Source organism: Chryseobacterium sp. c4a (genome assembly GCF_009900745.1).
Lineage (GTDB): Bacteria > Bacteroidota > Bacteroidia > Flavobacteriales > Weeksellaceae > Chryseobacterium.
Genome location: NZ_WXVU01000001.1, coordinates 276,220 through 299,218 on the forward strand (window position 1 = coordinate 276,220; position 22,999 = coordinate 299,218).

Below are 22,999 nucleotides of genomic sequence, written 5' to 3' on the forward strand. Positions count from 1 at the left end.
AAATAATGATTAATTTCGTACACATTATTTAAATGTCAGGGTTTATGAAGAAATTATGGCTGTTTTTGCTCCCGATTGTTTTTTTACTGTCTTTTACTACTGCGTGGCACCCTTATCATGTAGGTTCTGTGGAGATCAACTATAGTTCTAAGTCTAAAACATTTGAAGTCACAGGCAGATTTTTCCTTGATGATCTTGAGAATGGTCTTGGAAAAAAATATGGTGGAACTTTTCATTTCAATGATGATAAATATAAAGTAAAGCTTAATGAAGCATTACAAAAATATTGTCAGGAATATTTTAAATTAAAGACAGATAATAAGTTTCTTAAAGTAAATTATGTGGGCTATGAGGAGGATCAGGAATCTGTAAATGTCTATATGGAATCTGAACCTGTTGCCAATCCTAAAAAAGTAGAAACTGCCGTAAGTTTTTTGTACAATCTTTTCGATGATCAGATTAATATTGTTCACATTATTGTTAACGGAGACCGAAAAAGTGAAAAATTGACATATCCGAACCGTTATCTCTATAAACAGTTCTAATTATCCAGCTGAATCAGTGTGTTGATTCCTTTAGCATGTGCTAATAAATCAGGAAAAAAATCATCATAACATTCCTGAAGGAAAGCTTTATTATTTAAAAAAGCCTCAAAAACGGGAATATCTTTATCCAGATATTTTGCTTTGTTCAAGACATTTTGAATACTGAATTTAATTCCCCAGTCTTCACGGTAATTGTAAAGCCAGTCATCCTGTTCCATTTTGATCAGCATTTTTTTGAAATTTTCCGGTAACCATTGTTTATGAGCGTTCAAAACGCTGTAAACCTTTAGGGAGTGAGCCTTCCATTCTGCTAAGGAATGCAGAGAAAGATCATTGGCAACAAAATAATCCATAGAAACATCTACAAATGCTCCGGCATAGAGTCTTACCAAAGGAGTAAAAACTTTTTTAGCTTCATGAATAGCAGGGTGGGAATCGGTAAAAGTATCAATGGCTCTGTGTAAGGTAATTCCATCCTGAATTTCCTTTGGGAAGGAAAAACGATCTCGGTTTCGGATAAAATCTTCCAAAAACTGGCCGACAATTTGTCCGTCAGTAAAAGTGAGAAAGGAATGAGCCAGATAATTCATAAACGAATATAAAAATTTTTAAACAAAGTTTGGCCATTACTTAGCGTTTCTACCCAAACCCCTTTTTCAATTTCATGGTATTTAAATTCAATCTCATTTAAAATTACTTTCTCGGGGGTAATAAGGCTGAGATGCAATTCATCATCGTTGATAAGACACTTCAACTGAATAGGAAATGAAAAAGAGTTCTGAATTTGAAGGTCTTTATAGCCATAAACTACCGTACAATCCGAACCCAAAGGAGTAAAACGTTCATCTTCTTTATAAATATCCATTGAATGTGGATATCTTTCCAAAATCTTTAATCCCGATTGAAGTGATACATAATAGAGAATAGACGAGAACTGGCAGATTCCACCACCAAAATCGCTTGAAATAGTACTGTTGATGAGGTTTCGACCTTCTTTAAAATTGTTTTTTTTATTAGGTTTTCCAATCATCTTCCAGAAAGAAAACACCTCACCAGGATGGATGACCAGATTATTGATTTTACTCCCAACTACTTTTAAATTGTGAATTTTATTATGATGAAAAGATCCGTTTTTAATAATCTGCCGGAGTTGAACTGAATGTTCTCCGATATGTTCCGAGCAATATTCCTTAGGATAAGTAGGCTTGTTTCTTTGTTCATGAAGATATCGCTGCAAAAGTTTTATCTGCAGTTTCCACGAATGAGGAATCCAATTTTTCAGTTGCTGTTTCATCTCTTTTCCAAAACACAAATGTGATACGAAGCCCATTTTTTCAGAAAAGTGCGGCAAAGAAAATTATCCAATGGCAGAAAGAATTTTCTTATGGCTTTAGGGATTCTGTGGATGGGAAAGAATAATACTCCGGTTGTATTTGTAATATTCCATTGATCTTTAGAAAGCTCTGCAATATCCGAAATAGAAAAACTATTGCCGGCATGCCATTCTTCTTGAGGAGAAATTGTTTTTTTTCGGCTTTTTACAGGATGATCAAATATTAAAATCCCATGCTTGTCTAATTTTTGATAACACTCATTTAAAAATGCTTTTGTTTCCTCCTGATTCTGGTGCATGATAACATGGAAGCAGAAGATACATTCAAACTTTTCATGAAAAGGTATTCCCGAAATTTCACCTACAGCCAATTTTTTTTCAGGATATTTTTCACGGGCAATATTCAGCATATTTTCACTAAAATCTGTTCCATGGGTAGCAAAGTTCAATAGTCTGCCAGTTCCACAGCCAAGATCCAAAACTTTTGTATACTTTTTATTCTTAAAAAAAGAAGTTAGAAAAATTCTTTCCTGTTGGTCAATATATTTCCCATAAGAGTTTCCGAATCGGTTCTCATCATAAGATTCAGCGAGATTGCTGTAATATTCTAGAATACTTGTTTTCATCATTTGAAAAATCTTCGGTTAAGATCTTCAATTTTATTGATTCTTAGAATTTCTATTTTCTTTTTTTGATTTTTTCAAAAAAAACAACCTTAGAATTGTTTATCTGGTCGTTTTTATTATCTTAAAAAAGCCTTTCGTGGAAATCTTCAATTTTGCTTACCTCTTCAATCTTGATTCCAAATTTTCTTTTCGGAATTTTATTAAGATTGGAAACGAATATCTTTTCATACCCCAATTTCTCAGCTTCTGTAATTCTTTGTTCGACCTGAGCAATGGGACGAATTTCTCCACTTAACCCAATTTCTCCAGCAAAGCAATAATGTTCTGAAATGGCTATATCTTCATTGGAAGAAAGAACAGAAGCAATAACAGCCAGATCCAAAGCAGGATCATCCGTTTTTATTCCTCCGGTAATATTAAGGAAAACGTCTTTAGCTCCTAATTGGAATCCCGCTCTTTTTTCCAATACAGCCAGAAGCATATTCAGTCTTTTAGAATCAAATCCGGTACAGCTTCTTTGTGGAGTACCATACACAGCGGTACTTACCAGAGCTTGAATTTCCAGAAGCATAGGTCTGTTTCCTTCTAAGGTTACCGCAACAGAATTTCCGGAAAGTTCCTCGAATTTTTTTGTAATAAGGATTTCTGACGGATTTTTAATTTCCTTTAATCCCTGAGAGATCATTTCGTATATTCCAATTTCGGAAGTAGAACCAAAACGGTTTTTATTGGCTCTTAATAACCTGAAAAGATGATTTCGGTCGCCATCAAAATTTAAAACGACATCTACCATGTGTTCTAATACTTTCGGGCCTGCAATTTGACCGTCTTTGGTAATATGACCTACCAAAAAAACAGGAATGCTGTTTTCCTTAGCATATTTAATGATCTCATTGGAGCATTCTCTGATTTGGGAAACTGTTCCTGGTGAACTTTCGATCAATTGAGACTGAAGGGTCTGAATAGAGTCGATAATCATAAAATCAGGTTCTAGTTTTTTGGCTTCGTGAAGGATTTTTTCCAGCGATGTTTCTGTAAATAGAAAGCAATTTGGGTTTTGAATATCCGTTAATCTATCTGCTCTCATTTTAATCTGAGAGGCACTTTCTTCCCCGGAAACATAGAATATTTTTTTCTTCATTTTTAAGGCAAGCTGAAGCAGAAGGGTAGATTTTCCGATTCCCGGTTCACCACCGATCAGAGTCACAGACCCTAAAACAATTCCGCCTCCCAGAACACGGTTCAGTTCTTCAGATGGAGTTTTTAGTCTTGGTTCTTCACTGGTTTCTACCTCAATGATATTGATGACATGTTGTTTGGTTTTTGAGAAAGGTACCGATTTGCTGTTCGGTTTTTCCACTACTTCTTCCACCAGAGTGTTCCATTGTCCACAATTTTTGCATTGTCCCATCCATTGGGAATATTGGGTTCCGCAGTTTTGACAGAAATATGCCGTTTTCAATTTTGCCATACTGCGAAGTTATAAAAAAAGCATTTTTTTTCCGAGATATAAATGCATTTAAATATCAAATAATAACATAGATCAACGATAGAAATATCTTTATATCTTAGCTTTGTTGAAATTAAAATATTAATGTAAAATATAATTACAATGAAAAAACTATTTTTATCCTTCGTATTGGTTCTTTTTAGCACTTTCTCTTTTGCACAAAATACTTGGAGTATAGATCAGATGCATTCTTCGGTAAACTTTACTGTTGAGCATATGGGAATCAGCTTCGTTCAGGGAAGATTTGATAAATTCACCGGAAGTTTGAAAACAAAAGGTAATAGTCTTGATAATGCAGTTTTTGATATCAGTATCCATCCTGAAAGTATTAATACAGGAGTGGAGATGAGAGATAAGCATCTTAAAAGCAAAGATTTTTTTGCTACAGAAGAATATAGTGAGATCAAATTTACAACAGCTTCTATTTCAAAAGAAAAAGATGGATCCTATGTATTTACAGGTAAACTAACGATTAAAGATGTTACTAAAGAAATTAGTGTTCCTGTGATATTAGGAGGTATTACAAAGAATAAGGAAGGGAAAGAGATTATGGGAATGCAGGCAAAATTCTCTATCAGTCGTTTTGATTATGGGTTGAATTATGATCCTACAGCTGCTGGTATTGCTAAGCATGTAGAGATTACGACCTATCTTGAATTAGTTAAAAGATAATTCGTATATAGATAAGTTTAAAAAAGTGGCTCTGGAGAAATTCAGAGCCACTTTTTTATATTTGAGAGCCTACTTTTGTTGAGAACTATTCTTAAAAATAAAAAGGAAGAGAATCGCTTTTTGCTGAGTGTTCCTTATTTAATACAGATAAAAAATTTAATGAGGGTTTATAGTTGTTTGAAGCACGTTTTCGTATTTTCAAAATGTAAAAAATTGCTTTGTATTTCTTTTTCCCATAACTTTGCACAAACCTAATCTAATGAGTAAAAAGAATACAAAATACATCTTTGTGACAGGAGGTGTTACTTCATCTTTGGGAAAAGGAATCGTTTCTGCTTCTCTGGGACTATTGCTAAAATCACGCGGTTTTAACGTAACGATCCAAAAACTTGATCCTTATATCAATATCGACCCGGGAACTTTGAATCCTTATGAACACGGAGAGTGTTATGTGACTGAAGATGGTGCGGAGACGGATCTGGATTTAGGTCACTATGAGCGTTACCTTGATGCTCCTACATCCCAAAACAACAACGTTACTACAGGAAAAATCTACCAGACTGTAATTGAAAAAGAAAGAAAAGGAGACTTCCTTGGAAAAACAGTACAGGTAATTCCTCATATTACTAACGAAATTAAACGTAGAATTAAAATCCTTTCTAAACAAAACTACGATATCATCATTACTGAGATCGGAGGAACAGTAGGGGATATTGAATCTTTACCATACATTGAAACTGTTCGTCAGTTGAAATGGGAATTGGGAGAGAACAATTCTATGGTGATCCACCTTACTTTGTTGCCTTACCTGGCTTCAAGTGGTGAGTTAAAAACAAAACCATCTCAGCACTCCGTTCGTCAGTTGATGGAAAGCGGAATTATGGCTGATGTCTTGGTTTGCAGAACAGAACATAAAATTCCAAAAGATCAGAGAGCAAAATTGGCTCAGTTCTGTAACGTTCCATTAGAAAACGTTATCGAATGTAAGGATATGGAAACGATCTATGAGGTTCCAATGTACCTTCAGAAACAAAACTTCGACGATGTAGTACTAAAAGAACTGGATCTGAAGAGTGATAAAGATGCTGATCTTAAAGACTGGAAAACTTTTGTGAAAAAATTCCAGAACCCTAAGAAAACTGTTGAAATTGCATTGGTTGGAAAATATGTATCCCTTCAGGATTCTTATATTTCTATTGCTGAAGCATTCAAACATGCAGGAGCAGACCTTGAAACTGAAGTAAAAGTAAGATGGGTATACAGTGGTGATATTACAGAAGATAATATTAAAGAAACACTGAAAGGGGTGAATGGTATCCTTGTAGCTCCAGGTTTTGGAGACAGAGGAATTGAAGGAAAAGTTCTTACAGCAAAATATGCAAGAGAAAACAAAATTCCTATGTTGGGAATCTGTTTAGGAATGCAGATCATGACCATTGAATTTGCAAGAAATGTTTTAGGACATACGAAAGCAAACTCTATGGAATTTGATACTGCAACTCCGGATCCTGTAATTTCAATCATGGAAGAGCAGAAAAACGTAATTGATAAAGGTGGAACAATGCGTCTTGGAGCATGGAAATGTGCGTTGAAAAACGGATCTAAGCTGCATGATATCTATGGAAGCAAAAATATTTCTGAAAGACACCGTCACCGTTATGAGTTCAACAGTGATTATCTTCAGGATTTTGAAAAGAACGGCTTCTTGGCTACAGGAACAAACCCGGAAACAGGATTGGTAGAAGCACTGGAATTACCAGGACATCCTTTCTATGTAGGAGTACAGTATCACCCGGAATATAAGAGTACGGTAGCAACACCGCATCCTTTATTCAGAGCTTTTATCAAAGCTTGTGAAACTTCTAAATAAGAAATTTTAGGATGGGAAGAGTGTAATATTCAACCCAAACGATACAAATAAGGTAATTTTTTACCGTAAACGTCTACAAATAAACTCAGGTTGATTTTTCTCAGCCTGAGTTTATTATATACTAATGTATTATAGTATAGAGTTTTGATAAAAAAACAGTATTTTTGTCAGCTCAAATTACGTACTGGTGTACGTACATTTTAAGTTTAAAATTTTAATCTAAAATAAAATGCAACAAAACAACGGAATCGATAAGAAGCAGATGATTAGTTTCGCGGTTTTATGCCTGATTCTCTTCGGTGCAATGTTCTATTTCCAGAACAAGCAGATGAAGGAGGAAGAGTTAAAAGCTCAGCAGCAGAAAACTGAACAGGTGAAAAATGCCGTAAAACAAACTCAGGCCACCAATATCAATCCAAATGTAACTCCTAATGCGATTCAGACAGCTAATTTGTCTAACAAAGAATTGAATATTGAATTTTCAAGTTTAGGAGGACAGGTTTCTAAAGTTCAGCTTTCAGAATACAAAGCATACAATACTAAAACAGATCATGCAGATCTTCCGCTTTATCTGATCAACAAAAATAATTCAAACTACGGCTTTCAGTTTAAAGATAAAACAGGAAAGGTTATTAATACTAAAGATTTAGTTTTTGCGCCTACTGTTAACGGAAATGCGGTGACTATGACAGCGAACTATAATGGTGCTGTTATCCAGTTTATTTATACATTGCTTCCAAAATATACCCTTGATTTTAAAGTAAGAACTCAAGGTCTTTCTGCGGTTACTTCTGATAATAAAGCAGATTTTATTTGGGATTATAACGTAAGAAACCTTGAAAAAGGTAGAGCTCAGGAGCAGTCTCACTCAGAATTCTCTTATGCTTTCAATAATTATAAAGATTATGATTATGATGGAAGAACAACGATGACTGAAGAAAAGGAAACACTTAACTGGATCGGAGTAAAACAACAGTTCTTCTCTTCAGTGATTGAAGCTAAGAATGGATTTACTCAAAGTAAAGGTAACCAGGAGAACGTAGAAGAAGGTGAATACCTGAAGAAATTCAACTATGAAGGTTTCGTTCAGATGACCGGAAGTGAGCTGAACCAGGATTTTACTTGGTATTTTATGCCATTGGATTTACCATTATTGAAATCTTACGATAAAAACTTTGATGAGATTCTTCCTTTAGGTTGGTCATTCATTGGAGCGATGAACCGTTATTTCTTCATGTGGCTATATGCTATTATTGCAGGTTGGGGATTATCAGCAGGTTGGGTGATCTTTGTAATGACGATCATTGTAAAACTGATCTTATCACCAATTATGTATAAGCAGCACAAGCTGAGTGCAATGATGAAAGTGATTCGTCCGGAAATTGATGAGGTAAATGCTAAATTCAAGGATGCAGATCCAATGAAGAAACAACAGGCAACCATGGAGGTGTACAGAAAAGCCGGAGTAAATCAGATGGCTGGATGTTTACCGGCATTAGTGCAAATTCCAATTTTCTATGCGCTATTCCGTTTCTTCCCGAACTTTATTGATCTGAGAGGACAAGGATTCTGGTTTGCAAAAGATTTAACGGCTTATGATGATTTGATTAAATTACCATTCAAAGTTCCTTTCTTAGGAGATCACTTAAGTATCTTTGCATTGGCTTGTACAATCGTTATTTTGATTTATACAGTAATGACTTCAGGAAACATGCAGCAGCCACAACAGGAAGGAATGCCAAATATGAAAGTATTAATGTATATCTTCCCGATTACATTCTTATTCTTCTTGAATACTTCGGCATCAGGTCTTTCATGGTATTATTTTGTATCGAATGCAATTAACATTCTAATCATTCTTGTGATTAAATATGTAATTCTGGATGAAAAGAAAATTCATGCTCAGATTCAGGCGAATAAAAAAAAGCCAAAAACGGAAGGTAAATTCCAGAAGAAGATGAGAGAAATGATGGAGCAGGCTCAACAGCAGCAGCAAGCTCAGGAAAAAAATAAAAAGAAATAATTGATTAATCAATTGAATATAAAAAAGAGAAGCAAATTGCTTCTCTTTTTTTGTTTATATAAATTTTAAAAGTTCCTCGTTAGTCGTATTTTAATCTGAAAGATTGCCTGTGATGTATTGTTGGGCCATGTTTGATGAGGGCTTCCTGGTGCTTTTTTGTGGCATATCCGAAGTTGGTGTTCCAACCATATTCAGGAAATTCTTCGTGAAGCTCGATCATTAATTTATCCCTGTAGTTTTTAGCAAGAATAGAGGCTGCAGCAATAGATAAAACTTTTGAATCTCCTTTTATAATACACTGATGAGGAATGTAATTATAGGGATGGAATTTATTTCCATCTACTAAGATGAGTTCCGGTGTTATAGCTAGTTTATCTAATGCACGATGCATAGCATGAATACTGGCATTAAGTATATTATGCTCATCTATGAAAGAAGGAGGAAGCTCTGCAATGGAGTAGCTTTTTACATTGTCTCTGATGTAACTGTCTAGATCCATTCTTGTTTTAAATGTTAATTGTTTAGAGTCGTTGATCAGGTTTTGTTCAAAATTTTCATCAAGAATAACCGCAGCAGCAACTACCGGCCCACTTAAACATCCTCTTCCTACTTCATCACATCCTGCTTCGACGTAAATATTTGACCAGCTTTTTATTAAGTCCATAATTCTTTTTCTAAGGTTGCAAAAATATATTTTTTTTCTAAATAATGTATTTTATGCATATTATGTTATTTCGTGATAATATGTGAAATTTCCCTTTATAATAGCGGTTTTTTGATTATTTATCTTTATCTTGTTTTTGTGAATTATTTGTAATTTTATCAGTTGTTTTATTGAATTTATGAAAGTTATTTTTAATATTTTAACAAATTGTTTGGTAATTTTAAAAAACTTTAACATATTTGTATCCAATAAAAAATTAATTGATTCATGAAGAAATTAACAACGAGTGTTTTGATTGTTGCACTCTCTGCTTCTTTTTTTAATGTGAATGCCCAAAAAAAAGGGAGTGATACATTAAATACCCAGAATATCGGAGAGATTGTGGTAACTGGAGCATTAGGGATTAAGAAAAAACAAGATGCAATTACGGCAAGTACAGCCCTTGTAAAAACTGAAGAACTTACGAAAGCAGGTAACCCGAATGCTGTTCAGGCATTAACAGGTAAAGTATCCGGTCTTTATATTAACGTTCCTAATAGTTCAGTAAATGGACAGGCAACGATTAACTTAAGAGGACAGAGATCTTTAACAGGGGATAACAGTGCATTAATCGTTATTGATGGAGCGCCTTCTACAGCTGCTATTTTCCAGCAGTTGCCTCCTGATGTTATTGAGAGTGTTAACGTGTTTAAAGGGCAGCAGGGAGCTGCACTATACGGTGAAAGAGGATCAAACGGTGTGATTGTTGTTACAACTAAGAAAGGAACAAGATCTGAAAAGATTCAGTTTACCCTAACTTCAAACATAGATGCTTCTTCTGTTTATAAGTTACCTATTATTCAGGATAAGTATGGCCAGGGAGCACCTGGTGGAGACTTTACACCAGGACTTCCTGAAATGGGAGGTACTACCTGGATTCCTTATGAAAATACCTCTTGGGGACCACTTTATTCGGATCCTCTTATTGCAGGAAAAGATTTAATTATTGGAACACCTGATGCGAACGGACAGTTTGTTATGGGGAAGTATGCTCCTAGAAAAAATCATTTTGCTGATTTTTTTAAAACAGGGCTATTGTATCAAAATGGTTTGACAATGAATGTGGGGGGAAGTGATGCTTATGCATTCTTATCAATCAACAGAACTCAAAATGATTTCGTTGTAGATAAGGACAGATTAAACAGAAATAATATTTTATTTAAGGCTGGTAAGAAACTAGGTAAATTAAGAGTAGATGGTACTTTCAATTTGGTAGATCAACAAACTTCTGAAACAAGTTCTGATACTTATTATAACTTACTTCAAATGCCTTCAAATGTTGATATCAGAGCTTTTTCTAAGCCTGATGCAGAACATTATTTTACTACTTATGCAGATAATCCTTATTGGACAATAGATAACGTAAGATATAATAATAAAAGTACTACATTCAGTGGTATTGTAAACCTTGAATATACATTTAACGAACATATTAGCTTATCCTATTTAGGGAATGTATTAAGCATTTCTGCATTAGGAGAAAGTTATAACAATGGCTGGAGGTTTGGTAAAATATTTGCTCCTACAGGAACAGCTTATGACGGTACATCGTTTCTAACTTATCAGCATAGTAATATTGAATCGAGCTATTATAAAAGTGTAAGCAGAAGATTCAATTACTATGGCGATATCATGTTGAATTTTAATTATAAGCTTACGGATGATTTAGGCTTGAAATTGAATGTCGGAAACAACGTAAGAGATGATTCGTTTACAGTAGCTACTGTGGGGGGAACCAATCTTCAGATTCCAGGTTTCTACCATATTAATAATGTTGGAAATCCTACATCGTTTTCTGAACTTCAGAACACACAAACTCGTATAAGAAGTATTGCAGGTTTTGCCAATTTAGATTTAGCTTTCAGAGATTATCTATTTTTAAACTCAACAGTTAGAGTTGAAAAGAGTTCTGTGTTATCTACACGTGATACTTATACTCAAGAGCTTACTAATAAACCATATACATATTATTCAGCAGGTCTTTCATTTATACCAACTAAAGCTTTTGAAGCATTGAAGGGAGGGATCTTGAATTATGCAAAAATTACAGCATCTTACACGAAAGTAGGAAGTACATCCGCTATTTCTCCTTATGCAACTGATGAGGTAACTGGATTGATTCCGACTGGGTTTCCAATGAACTATTCCTCATATTTAATTAATAGAAACCCAACAAATCCTAATATTAGACCAGAATTTACCTCTACTCAGGAAGCTTCAATACAGTTAGGGTTCTTTGAAGATAGAATTACTATGGGAGCATCAGTGTTTAGATCTGGAGTTACCGATTTGATCACTAACTCATCAATTGCTAATAGTGCTGGTATTACAACTTTAAGAGATAATATTGGTGACGCAGTCAATAAAGGGATAGAATTAGATCTTGGACTTACTCCGATAAGAACTCAAGATTTTGAATGGAATATTAGAGCTTCATACAGTAGCTATAAATCTAAAGTGACAGATCTTCAGAATGGGGTAACGGAAATTCAGTTATTGCCAGTAAGCCGTCCAGCTGCAGGTATTTATGTTCAGAAAGGGGAGGAGTATCCTCTAATTAAAGGAACAAAGTATCAAAGAGATGATCAGGGTAGGATTATTGTAGGTAAGAATGGAGTGCCTTTAGCGACATCAGGTTTTGAGATATTAGGTAAAGTAAATCCGGATTATATCTTAGGGTTTAGTACTTCTTTCCGCTATAAAGGATTTAGACTTTCGGGTACTGCTGATTACAGAACCGGAAATAGCTTTTTATCTATTACGAAACAATTGTTAGGATTTACCGGAGCTTTAGAGAAATCTGCTGATTATGACAGAAGCCAGGGGTATGTGGTACCTAACTCTGTACAGAATGTAGGGACAGCGGCAAATCCTGTATATGTAACCAATACTACTGCTGCTTTGGGTGCAAACTATACAAGTGCATCAACTTATTTCTCTGCAAATGGGTATTATAACTCAGTAGGAGAAGAATTTGTGGTAGATGGAACGGCTTTCAAAATCAGAGAAATTGCTTTAAGTTATACCTTACCTAAGTCTGTTATTGCTAATACTTTCCTTACTAACCTTACGTTTGGTGTATATGCGAGAAATCCTTTTGCATGGTATGCTAAGAGCAACAGAAACTTTGCAGATCCTGAAACGGCTAGTAACTCAGGTGCTCCTAACCAAAGACCTGGACAAGCACTTGGAATTGGAAATGTAAATGCTTATGGTGTTGCCTATACAGGGCAGTATCCTACTACAAGAACATTTGGAGTTAGTATGAGTGCATCATTTTAATTAAAATCAAAAAATGAAAAAGATAAATAAAATCAAATTAATTATGCCCTTGGCGGCGTTGGCATTAAGTTTAAGTGCTGTGTCATGTAATGATTACCTGGATATTAATGAGAGTCCAAATGCTGGGCATATTGAAAATGTTTTACCGTCTCAGGTAATTCCTGGTGCTATCAATGAATTATTCATTACGCAAGGGAGTGAAGGTGGAGGTCGTTTTGGTTCCATGATGACTTTTGGAAATGTAATGATGAACAATTGGGCTACAGATGTTTATAACGTGGGTGGTGTATATAATGCAGAATATACTTTAGGAGCTGTAAATGATAGTTTTTATGGTAGTATTTGGAATAGAATTTATCTATATGCAGCTAACCTTAAATTAGTAGAGGATTATCCTAATGCTGATCATGCTCAGGATAATTATGTAGCGATTGCTAAGATTGTAAAAGCTTTTTATATGCAATATATTGTTGATCTATATGGAGATGCTCCTTATAAAGAGGCTTTTTTACGTTCTGCGAATCTTACGCCTAAATATGATGATGATAAAGATATCTACAAGGCTTTAATTGCGGATTTAGAAGCTGCAAATGCTTTGATTGCTTTGAAGCATCCTGATGCTAAAGCGGCTACTACTGATCCCATTTTTGCTGGGGCTATGGATAAGTGGACGGCTTTTTCAAATACTATTAAGCTAAGAATGCTTCTAAGAATGTCTAATGTGACAGGAGAGATGGCAACTTATAGAGACCAAAAGCTTGCTACTCTAGCTGGAGCCTCGTTTGTTAAAGATAATGTTGTTAATAACCCGGGATATTCTTCAGCAAATAATGCAACGATGAACCCTTTTGTGAGTTCTTATAAATATACGGCTTCAGGCTCTTTGTCTTTGTCTTATATTTGTGCTTCTGAGCATATTGCAAATTGTTTGAATGGTAATCTTATGAACTCTACAGAGCCTTACTACACTAAATTTAGTGGAATTATCGATCCTAGAAGGTTTAGATTATTTACTTCTGTAACCTATAATGGAGTTGCGCAGGTGAAAGGTATCAGACAGGGCGCTAATGCAGGACAACCTGGTGCTCCAACTGATAATAAAACTTTATCTGTTCTAGCATCTGGTAATTTTGTTGGATCTACAGCAGTAACTTCTGTTGGACAGCTTATTGCAGCTGGAAATGCCAGAGGAGGAGTAGTTATGTCTTTAGCTGAAAGTGAGTTTCTACAAGCTGAGGCTGCTGTGAGATACCCTTCTTTGTTTAGTAATCCTCAAGGGCATTTTGATGCTGGTATTGATGCATCAGGTAAATGGGTTGGAGCTGTTGATGCGAATATGGTAGCGTATAAAGCTGCAATTGCTTCCAGACTTGGACTTGGTTTTGGAGGGTCTACTAGTCAGCAAATTGAAGCTATTATGACTCAAAAGTGGCTAGCTTTAACTAACGTTAGTCCAACAGAAATGTTTATTGAATACAATAGAACAGGATTTCCTGTAACACCAATGGCTGTAACAAGTTCACAAGCGAACAGACCATTGAGGTTATTCTATCCTACTTCTGAATATGGTTCAAACGCGAACAATGTACCTAAGCTAACTACAGCTCAGATGTTTACTAAGAATGCAACGACTCCTTTCTGGAATCAAAACTAATTCTATAAATTTTAATATATTTTTAAAGGCTGCTCTTTTTAGGGTGGCCTTTTTAATGTTTAATTATTTTAAAAATTACAGAATTACCTAATGGTTTATAAAAAGATTAGAGAGAAAATATCAATTATAGAAGTGTAAAAATGAAAACAGAATTGTGTAATTAATATCAATAAAAGGATTGATGTTTTAAAATATAAGTCCATTTTTTTGAAAGGATTTTATTTATGTTTTTATTATATTAATTTATTCATATTTTTCATTAAATCTGTAGTGTTTTTTTCGTTGTTTGCACGACGTTTTAACTTTTTTTAGGGATAAGAAAAAATATATGCAAAGCATGGTATGTGGTTAAGCAGTGTGAGTTTTATTCTAATGAAAGTGATTAATGTTGCTGTAAACCAATCTATTAGTGTGGTATCTGAAGATTGTGGCTATAGAAAATATCAATAATTGATGTAATTGATTTATTCAGAAAAAAATATCGATTAATTTTCCTTGTTTTTGTTAAAAAAAGTGTTTTTAACTTAATTTAATAATTTATTGATTGTTTTTATTCTTGATTATTAAAAGATCGATATTTTTTTTAAAAAATCCTTTGTGTTGTTAGGAAAGTTTTACAAATTTGTAGGGTACAAAATTAATTTGATATGAAGAAACTAACAACAGGTCTTCTTGTTTTAGTATTGTCATCTTCTATTGCAGTTGCAAATGCTCAGCAAAAGAAAGATACTATTAAAACAAAAGAGATCGAGGGCGTGGTAGTAACCGCTCTTGGGATTAAAAGAGAAAAAAAATCACTGGGCTATGCTTCAGAAGAAGTAAAGGCAGCAGAATTAACTGGAGGAACTACTAATACAGGAAACGTAGCCTCTCTTCTTTCGGGTAAGGTAGCCGGACTACAGGTAAATACCAACAACAACTTTGGTGGATCTTCCAACCTTTTGATCAGAGGATATAAATCCTTATCGGGAGGATCTCCACTTATTGTAATTGACGGATCTCCTGTTAACAACTCATCCTTATCAACAAATGCTCCATTTGATTATGGTAACTTCCTTTCTGATATCAATCAGGAGGATATTGAATCCATCAACGTATTGAAAGGTGCCGCAGCTTCTGCTCTTTATGGAGAGAGAGGTAGTGATGGGGTAATCCTTATTGTAACTAAAAGTGGAAAAGGAAACAATGATGGTAGCTGGGGAGTTACTCTAACTTCAGGAATTACAGCAGGATTTATTGATAAATCTACATTCCCTACGTATCAGACAAAATATGGAGCCGGATATGGTGGTGAAGATTGGAACTTCCCATTAAGTAAGGATGGATACCATTATGCCAATTTCCAGGATGATGCTTCTTATGGGCCTAAATTTGACCCTAGCCTTTTGGTATATCAGTGGGATTCATATGATCCATCCTCCCCAAATTATAAAAAAGCAACACCTTGGGTTGCTGCCAAAAACGGGCCAATCAAATTTTTTGAAACACCAGTCACTTATGTTAATACAGTAACCATTGAGAAAGGAAATAAGACATCAAATCTTTCCTTATCATATTCCAATATGCTTTCCAATGGTTTGTTACCAAATTCAGAATTAAGAAAAAATACAATTTCAGCTAAATTTAATCACGATTTTACGGATAAGTTACACGCTTCGGTTTTTACAACTTTAACGTTGCAGGATACAAAAGGACGTAATGAAACTGGTTATTCTGATAACATTGTTTCTGGATTCAGACAATGGTGGCAGACCAACGTGGATGTGTATGCATTAAGAAATGCCTATTTAAATAATGGGAATACGAACTTTTCATGGAACAGAACTTCACCAGATGAAGCAACTCCTCAATTCTGGAATAACCCTTATTTCCAAAGATATCAAAACTATCAGTCTGATAACAGAACGAGAGTATTTAGTTACGCTCAGTTAAAATATGATATTTCTAAAAATTTAGGAATTACAGGTAAATTATCTTATGATGATTTACAGATGGTTGTAGAAGAAAGATTAATGAACGGATCAATTCCACAGGTATTCGGTGCTTCAGGATTGAATGTTTCTTCAGGATATGCCAGAACCAACATGAAAAATTCTGAATTAAACTTCGATGTATTTTTAAATTATAAATTTAATATTACTGAGGATTTAAATTTAAGCGGAATTGCAGGTGGAAACGTTAGAAGAAATTTAATTGATAACGTATATATGAGTACTGAAGGTGGTTTATCAAAACCTGGATTGTTCGCCATCTCCAATTCAGTAAGAACAATACTTCCTCCTGATGAAAATTATGCAAAATGGCTTACTTCCAGTTATTATGCAACAGCCTCTTTAGGATATAAGAACTTCTTATTTGTAGATGCTACATACCGTCGTGATCAGTCATCAAACTTACCAAAAGGAAATAATAGCTACGGATACCCTTCTATTACTGGAGCCGTGATCTTATCAGAATTTGTGAAGCAGCCATGGTTGAGTTTCTGGAAAGTTAGAGCTAACTACGCAGAGGTTGGATCTTCTACAGGAAACTATAGATTAGTAAATACATTTAAAGCGAGAGGAGAAGGGTTATTTGATCAGCCTTACTTCCTTGCTAACCCAGACTTGAAACCTCAAAGATCGAAAGAAACCGAATTTGGTATGGAGGCGCAGTTTTTCAAAAACAGGTTAGGATTTGATTTCGCAATCTATAAGACAAAAACATTTGATCAGATTATTAATTTACCGGTTTCGCCAGCTACAGGATATAGAACATTCTTGGTAAACGCAGGACAAATTGATAATAAAGGGGTTGAAGTACAGTTAAATGGTACGCCAATTAAAACAGATAACTTCTCTTGGGATATTAATGTAAACTGGTCTAAAAATGAAAATAAGGTAGTTGCATTAAATGGAAATTCTCAAAACTATTTATTAGCAAGATATCAGAACAACGTATCTCTTAATGCACGTGTAGGAGAAGCTTTTGGAGCTTTAGTAGGATCAGATTATCAGTATGATGCTAACGGAAATAAGATTGTAGATCCTACATCAGGAAATTATCTTAGAAACAACAACCAAGTGATCGGAAATGTTACTCCTGATTGGGTTGGTGGAGTTAGAAACAGTTTCCGTTATAAAGATTTCTCAGTAAGTTTCCTTATTGATGTGAAACAAGGTGGTGATGTATTCTCTCCAGACATGGGATACGGATTAGCAACCGGACTTTATGCAGAAACTGCTGATTATAGAGAAAGCGGTGTTGTAAATCCAGGAGTAAATCCAAACGGAGCTCCTAACACAACTGTTGCAGGAGATCCAAATAGTGCTGGTAGTATAGATGGGTACGGGGTTATGCCAAACAAGAGATTCGTATATGATGCTTCTTATGTAAAGTTAAGAGAAGCAAGTATCGGATATAGCTTACCAAAGTCAATTTTAGCCAATACAGGTATCAGAGATGCTAAAGTTTCTATTGTAGGTAGAAACCTTTGGATTATTCACAAAAATTTACCTTATGCAGATCCTGAAACAGGAACAGGTAATGGTTTAGCAGCGAAAGGCCAGTCGATTGGATCACTGCCAACGACTCGTGATATTGGTATTGACGTAACTTTAAAATTCTAGAAAAATGAAAAAATTATTTTTAATGATAGGTTTTGCTTCATTGACGTTAACATTTACCTCTTGCGAAAGAGATATTACGTCCCTGAATGAAGATCCAAAACACCCAACGGTAGTTCCTTCGGGAGTACTTTTTGCAAGTGCTGAACAAGCCCTTCTTGATCAAATGTTAACTCCTAACGTTAACCGTAATATTACACGTTTCTTCACTCAACAGTGGACAGAAACAACTTATATTGACGAAGCGAGATATGATATGGTACAGAGACCAATTCCTACCAATCATTACAATCGTATGATGGCTTCTTCTTCAGCTACGGTAAATTCTCCGGGGGTTTTATCTGCATTAAGAGATGCAAGGAGATTTCTAGAATCAGAAGATGTAAGCCCTGCTCAGAAAAAGAATAATATCGCCATGATAGAATTAGTGAATGTATATGCATGGGCTAATTTAGTTGATACTTTTGGAGATATCCCTTATTTTGGAGCATTGAAAGCTACAGCAGAAAATCCAGGAAATGCAGAGATTCCTTATGATGATGCTAAAACAATCTATCTGGATCTTATCAAAAGAATTGATGCAGCTATTGCTATGATGGATACTTCTGTAAAAGGATATGATAAAGATCTGATTTACAAAGGAGATATGGTTAAATGGAAAAAAATGGCTAATTCTTTGAAATTTAGAATGGCTGTTACCTTATCAGACGTAGAACCAGGTTTGGCTAAAACGTATGCAGAAGCAGCTTTTGCTGGAGGATTATTTGCTGATAAAAGTGATAACTTTGGATTGCAGACTTTCCCATCAGGTTTATTATCTAACCCTGTTTATCAGGATGTAATCCAGTCTGGAAGAAATGACTTTTTACCTTCTGATGTTTTAGTGAACTATATGAACTCAACAAATGATCCAAGAAGAGCAGTTTGGTTTACACTTTATGAAGGACAATATGTAGGAGGAAAATATGCTAAAACGAATACTTTTGGTTTATTCTCTCACTTTACAGATGCAATTACTAATGAAAATGCACAAGGGTTCTTATTAGACTATACAGAAATTATGTTCTTAAAAACAGAGGCTGCTGCAAGAGGATTTAATGTAGGTGATACTGATGTTAATCTATATAAGAAGGCTGTTGAGGCTTCAGTAACAGAATATGGAATGGATAGTAGTGCAGCAAATGCAATTATTGCAGCAACTCCATATGATGCAACTAACTGGAAAAAAACCTTAGGTTTCCAGTCATGGGTAGCAATGTTTAACAAAGGCTTCCAAGCATGGAACTTTGCAAGAAGATTAGATTTCCCTATATTTGTAAACCCATCAAACTCTAGAGTAGAGGCAGTTCCAATCAGAATGAAGTATTCTCAGGATGAATACCTTGTGAATTCTAAAAATGTAAATGCTGCAGCTGCAAAAATTGGAGGAGACAAAGTTTCTACAAAAATCTTCTGGGATAAATATTAAACTAAATAATCATCCAGATTACTAATGTTTTTAGTAATCTGGATATAGAAATACTTAATTATGAAATTTTTTATTGGAATTCTTTTATTGACCGGAATGGTATCATGTTCAAGTAATGATGATACTCCTACAGTTGTGGATAATACAAATATAACTGGCACATGGAAACCTGCTAACTATGAATTTAGAGGGAAAACTATTCCTCTTAATGATTGTGAAAGTAGAGGTCAGATATATATTAATACAGATTATTCCGGAACTTACGAAAGAAATGAAGCAGGAGCTGGTGATACTTGTAATTTAGTAGATTCTTTTACCGGGAAGTGGGCTTATGATAAGTTATATAACGTTCTAATTCTTACCTATACAGAAGGAAATGAAACTAAAACTTTGAGAAAAGAAGTGGAGTCATATTCTGAAACTGAATTAAGAATTAAGGATAATAATAAGAACTTGGATAATGTGCCAGGAAACGATACCGGAATTTTGATATTTAGAAAAGGATAAATATTCTTATCATAAAAAGAACCGCCGAAAGGCGGTTCTTTTATTTTTTACTAAGTAAAAAAGAGGTCTTAATGACCTTTTTTTATGCAATATTACAATTTACAGACATAGGTAAGCAAGCTCCCCATTCTCTACATTGTTTATAACCGTCGGGACATCTACCCCAAGGTTCACAACATGGAGCATTTCCTGCAGTAATTTTTTTTAGTTCTGTTTTCGTGAATTTTTTTAGATTTTTCATAATAAAGTTTTGTTTAATAAGCATAATAAATATATGGAAAACTTAGGCAATGGCTTGATTTTCAATATGATTATTCAAAAAATGATCAAATAATTGAATGTCTGCCGCTGTAGTATAGAGTTGTCTTTTTTATTTCACTAAATTTGTACTTTAAATTTTGAGATGAATATTAAAGATATTATAGAACAAAAACTTTCAGAAGTCATTTTAAATGTATTTCAGTTAAAAGACATTAAGCTGGAAGTTCAGGAAAATAAAACGGAATTTGAAGGTGACTTTACCATTGTTACTTTCCCATTAGTAAAACAATTGAAGAAAAATCCTGAGAGTATTGGGGTGGAATTAGGAGAGGCTTTAACAGAGCAGACTGATCTTTTTGAAAGTTTTAATGTGGTAAAAGGATTCCTTAATGTTAAGGTTAAAAATCAATTGTTTGTCGATAACTTCAGATCTGTACATGATGGATTTTCAACAATAGATAAGAAAAACGCTACCGTAATGGTGGAATATTCTTCACCAAATACAAACAAACCTCTGCACTTAGGACATATCAGAAATAATCTGTTAGGTTTTTCTGTAGCTCAGATCTTAAAAGAAGCAGGATATGATGTGATTAAAACTCAAATCATCAATGATAGAGGTATTCATATCTGTAAATCTATGTTGGCTTGGGAAAAATTCGGAAACGGAGAAACTCCTGAAACAACCCATACAAAGGGAGATAAATTTGTAGGAAACTATTATGTAGAGTTCGACAAAAACTATAAAAAAGAAATTTCTGAGCTTGTAGCTCAGGGAGTAGCAGAAGAACAGGCTAAAAAAGAAGCTCCGGTAATGAAGGAAGCACAAAAAATGCTTCTGGACTGGGAAAATGGAGATGAAACAGTAAGAAATCTTTGGAAAGAAATGAACTCTTGGGTATACAAAGGGTTTAACGAAACTTATAAGAGATTAGGAGTTGACTTTGATCAGGTTCAATATGAAAGTAATACTTATATCTTAGGAAAAGATCTTATCCAAACTGGTTTAGATAAAGGAGTGTTATACCAAAAAGAAGATGGTTCTGTTTGGTGTGATTTGACAGATGAAGGTCTTGATCAAAAATTATTACTGCGTTCTGATGGTACTTCAGTGTACATGACTCAGGATTTAGGAACTGCCGTAGAACGTTTCAAGCAAAATAATATTCAAAAACTTATCTATACGGTAGGTAATGAGCAGGATTATCACTTCCAGGTTCTATTCAAGATCATGAAAAAATTAGGATATGAGTGGGCTGATCAATTATTCCACCTTTCTTACGGAATGGTTGAATTACCTGAAGGAAAGATGAAATCACGTGAAGGAACTGTTGTGGATGCTGATGACTTGATGCAGGAAATGTATGAAACAGCGAAATCTAAGGCTCAGGAACTAGGAAAGCTTGAAAATCTTTCTGAGGAAGATAAAGAAGCATCTTATGAAACGGTTGGTCTTGGTGCGTTGAAATATTTCATGTTAAAAGTAGATCCTAGAAAGAAAATGCTTTTCAATCCGGCTGAAAGTATCGACTTTAACGGAAATACAGGGCCATTTATTCAGTATACTTATGCTCGTATTCAGTCATTGTTATCAAAAGCAGACTTTGCTTATAAAGAAACAGCTGATGTGATGTTGAATCAATTTGAAAAAGAATTGATCATGCAGCTTGCCAATTTCAAAACGGTAGTCGCTAAATCTGCAGAAACATTAAGCCCAGCTTTGGTAGCCAACTATGTATATGACCTGGTGAAATCGTATAATTCATTCTATCAGAATAATCCTATTTTGAATCAGGATGATGAAAATATCAAACAATTCCGTTTGAATTTATCCGACCTTACAGCCAAGACGATCAAAAAATCGTTGGAATTGCTGGGAATTGGAACAGTAAACAGAATGTAAAAAGTAAGCCTCCTGATTTCAGGAGGCTTTTTTGTATGTATGTTTAATGATTTTGAAATTCTTGATTTTTTTAACACGAATCACGTAACCTGTATCATAATCATTCACTCTTCTCTTCATGCATCTGCTTTAAACTATCCGCATATAGCTTCGCAGCACTCCAACGGGCATGTTTGGATAGGGTTACCTTATATCCCTTTTTGTAGGTGTATACTTTGGTAAATTTAGCGCCAAAGAAAATAAGCATACAGGAATAATTAATCCACATCATAATCAGAATTACTGTTCCTGCAGCTCCGAATGCTGAGGTAGGCTTCACCTGATTGAAATAAAGACTCAGTAAAAATTTTCCTAATGTAAATAATGCAGTTGTTAAAAAAGCTCCCCGCCAAACAGATTTCCAGCTGATTTGTACATCCGGAAGAACTTTAAACATGAGGGCGAATAATAGCATGACCAGTCCAAAGCCAATTGAAAAGTTGACCACCTCAACCAGAAGGTAAGTTTCAAATCCAAAATATTGGGTAATGATTTTATTGAAAAGGCTGATTAATGAAGACAAGATCATGGTGATCATGAGCAGAAATCCCAGAATTAAAATCATTCCTAAGGAATTGGCTCTATCCAGTAAAAATTTAAGTAATGCTTTTTTGGGTGCAGATTCTACATCCCAAAGAGAATTCAACGTATGCTGAAGTTGAAAGAATAGGGTAGTAGAACCAAAAACCAATGCTCCCACTCCCACAGCTTTCATAAAAATATTCTTTTTATCAATGAGAGCGCCGGCCAGCATTCCTTCAATGCTTTTGGCAACATCCGGCCCCATGATTCCGCTGATTTGGGTACTGATCTGCCCTCTGATAGCTTCTTCACCAAAAAAATTACCAAGTACCCAGATAATAATGATCAATAATCCCGGGATGGAAAAGATTGCGTAATAGGCGAGACTCGCTGAATCTTTGGATGCAGAAGAGCTGTTCCATTCCGTAAAGGTGTCTTTTAAGACTTCCCAGAAAAATTTTGCATTATTAATCATA

17 protein-coding genes are annotated in these 22,999 nt (G+C 34.7%); 10 read left to right on the forward strand and 7 right to left on the reverse strand.

Translation table 11 applies throughout. The annotated features are described in order from the left end of the window. Window positions 1-44 precede the first annotated feature (44 nt). A complete protein-coding gene (locus tag GTR01_RS01370) occupies window positions 45-545 on the forward strand; it encodes a DUF6702 family protein (RefSeq protein WP_185155082.1) in 501 nt (166 codons plus the stop codon). On the opposite strand, the gene GTR01_RS01375 is transcribed toward GTR01_RS01370, so the two are convergent. From GTR01_RS01375 to radA, 4 genes are all read right to left on the reverse strand, one after another. Beyond that, window positions 542-1,135, reverse strand: a complete 594-nt coding sequence (locus GTR01_RS01375) for an ACP phosphodiesterase (protein WP_160136085.1) — start codon at window positions 1,133-1,135, stop codon at window positions 542-544. The genes GTR01_RS01370 and GTR01_RS01375 overlap by 4 nt on opposite strands. Beyond that, a complete protein-coding gene (locus GTR01_RS01380; RefSeq protein WP_160136086.1) occupies window positions 1,132-1,839 on the reverse strand; it encodes a VanW family protein in 708 nt (235 codons plus the stop codon). The genes GTR01_RS01375 and GTR01_RS01380 overlap by 4 nt, the downstream gene beginning before the upstream one ends. Next, the gene (locus GTR01_RS01385; RefSeq protein WP_228452131.1) at window positions 1,836-2,504 is read right to left on the reverse strand and encodes a class I SAM-dependent DNA methyltransferase; all 669 of its coding nucleotides are present in this window, start codon (window positions 2,502-2,504) and stop codon (window positions 1,836-1,838) included. The genes GTR01_RS01380 and GTR01_RS01385 overlap by 4 nt, the downstream gene beginning before the upstream one ends. Window positions 2,505-2,625: 121 nt before the next feature. Next, on the reverse strand, window positions 2,626-3,975 hold the full coding sequence (radA, locus tag GTR01_RS01390; protein WP_160136088.1) for a DNA repair protein RadA: 1,350 nt from the start codon (window positions 3,973-3,975) through the stop codon (window positions 2,626-2,628). A gap of 141 nt (window positions 3,976-4,116) precedes the next feature. Here radA and GTR01_RS01395 point away from each other — a divergent pair, with 141 nt between their 5' ends. The 3 genes from GTR01_RS01395 (at window position 4,117) to yidC (ending at window position 8,579) form a co-directional block, all read left to right on the forward strand. Beyond that, window positions 4,117-4,686 (forward strand): YceI family protein, encoded by a 570-nt coding sequence (locus GTR01_RS01395; RefSeq protein WP_160136089.1) that lies wholly within the window; start codon window positions 4,117-4,119, stop codon window positions 4,684-4,686. Between the two features lie 259 nt (window positions 4,687-4,945). Further along, window positions 4,946-6,556 (forward strand): CTP synthase, encoded by a 1,611-nt coding sequence (locus GTR01_RS01400; protein ID WP_160136090.1) that lies wholly within the window; start codon window positions 4,946-4,948, stop codon window positions 6,554-6,556. 229 nt (window positions 6,557-6,785) lie between these two features. Then, window positions 6,786-8,579 carry a membrane protein insertase YidC gene (yidC, locus tag GTR01_RS01405; protein WP_160136091.1) on the forward strand — a complete coding sequence of 598 codons (1,794 nt, stop codon included), beginning with the start codon at window positions 6,786-6,788 and terminating at the stop codon, window positions 8,577-8,579. 79 nt (window positions 8,580-8,658) lie between these two features. On the opposite strand, the gene GTR01_RS01410 is transcribed toward yidC, so the two are convergent. Continuing rightward, complete coding sequence (locus tag GTR01_RS01410) at window positions 8,659-9,243, reverse strand: ribonuclease HII (RefSeq protein WP_160136092.1); 585 nt, start codon at window positions 9,241-9,243, stop codon at window positions 8,659-8,661. A 267-nt stretch (window positions 9,244-9,510) separates the two neighbouring features. Here GTR01_RS01410 and GTR01_RS01415 point away from each other — a divergent pair, with 267 nt between their 5' ends. The 5 genes from GTR01_RS01415 (at window position 9,511) to GTR01_RS01435 (ending at window position 19,798) form a co-directional block, all read left to right on the forward strand. After that, the gene (locus GTR01_RS01415) at window positions 9,511-12,564 is read left to right on the forward strand and encodes a SusC/RagA family TonB-linked outer membrane protein (RefSeq protein ID WP_160136093.1); all 3,054 of its coding nucleotides are present in this window, start codon (window positions 9,511-9,513) and stop codon (window positions 12,562-12,564) included. Window positions 12,565-12,577: 13 nt separating this feature from the next. Then, window positions 12,578-14,218 carry a SusD/RagB family nutrient-binding outer membrane lipoprotein gene (locus GTR01_RS01420; protein ID WP_160136094.1) on the forward strand — a complete coding sequence of 547 codons (1,641 nt, stop codon included), beginning with the start codon at window positions 12,578-12,580 and terminating at the stop codon, window positions 14,216-14,218. Between the two features lie 647 nt (window positions 14,219-14,865). Beyond that, window positions 14,866-17,826 carry a SusC/RagA family TonB-linked outer membrane protein gene (locus GTR01_RS01425; RefSeq protein WP_160136095.1) on the forward strand — a complete coding sequence of 987 codons (2,961 nt, stop codon included), beginning with the start codon at window positions 14,866-14,868 and terminating at the stop codon, window positions 17,824-17,826. 4 nt (window positions 17,827-17,830) lie between these two features. Continuing rightward, a complete protein-coding gene (locus GTR01_RS01430; RefSeq protein ID WP_160136096.1) occupies window positions 17,831-19,291 on the forward strand; it encodes a SusD/RagB family nutrient-binding outer membrane lipoprotein in 1,461 nt (486 codons plus the stop codon). A gap of 60 nt (window positions 19,292-19,351) precedes the next feature. Further along, the gene (locus tag GTR01_RS01435; RefSeq protein ID WP_160136097.1) at window positions 19,352-19,798 is read left to right on the forward strand and encodes a lipocalin family protein; all 447 of its coding nucleotides are present in this window, start codon (window positions 19,352-19,354) and stop codon (window positions 19,796-19,798) included. A gap of 82 nt (window positions 19,799-19,880) precedes the next feature. Here the strand turns inward: GTR01_RS01435 and GTR01_RS01440 are convergent, their stop codons facing one another. Next, window positions 19,881-20,039 carry a bacteriocin-like protein gene (locus GTR01_RS01440; RefSeq protein WP_160136098.1) on the reverse strand — a complete coding sequence of 53 codons (159 nt, stop codon included), beginning with the start codon at window positions 20,037-20,039 and terminating at the stop codon, window positions 19,881-19,883. Between the two features lie 162 nt (window positions 20,040-20,201). On the opposite strand from GTR01_RS01440, the gene argS reads away from it, so the two are divergent. Further along, the gene (gene argS, locus GTR01_RS01445; RefSeq protein ID WP_160136099.1) at window positions 20,202-21,962 is read left to right on the forward strand and encodes an arginine--tRNA ligase; all 1,761 of its coding nucleotides are present in this window, start codon (window positions 20,202-20,204) and stop codon (window positions 21,960-21,962) included. A 100-nt stretch (window positions 21,963-22,062) separates the two neighbouring features. Here argS and GTR01_RS01450 read toward each other — a convergent pair whose 3' ends face one another. Then, entirely contained in the window at window positions 22,063-22,998 is a 936-nt protein-coding gene (locus tag GTR01_RS01450; protein WP_160136100.1) for a YihY/virulence factor BrkB family protein, read from the reverse strand. Between the last annotated feature and the right edge of the window lies 1 nt (window position 22,999).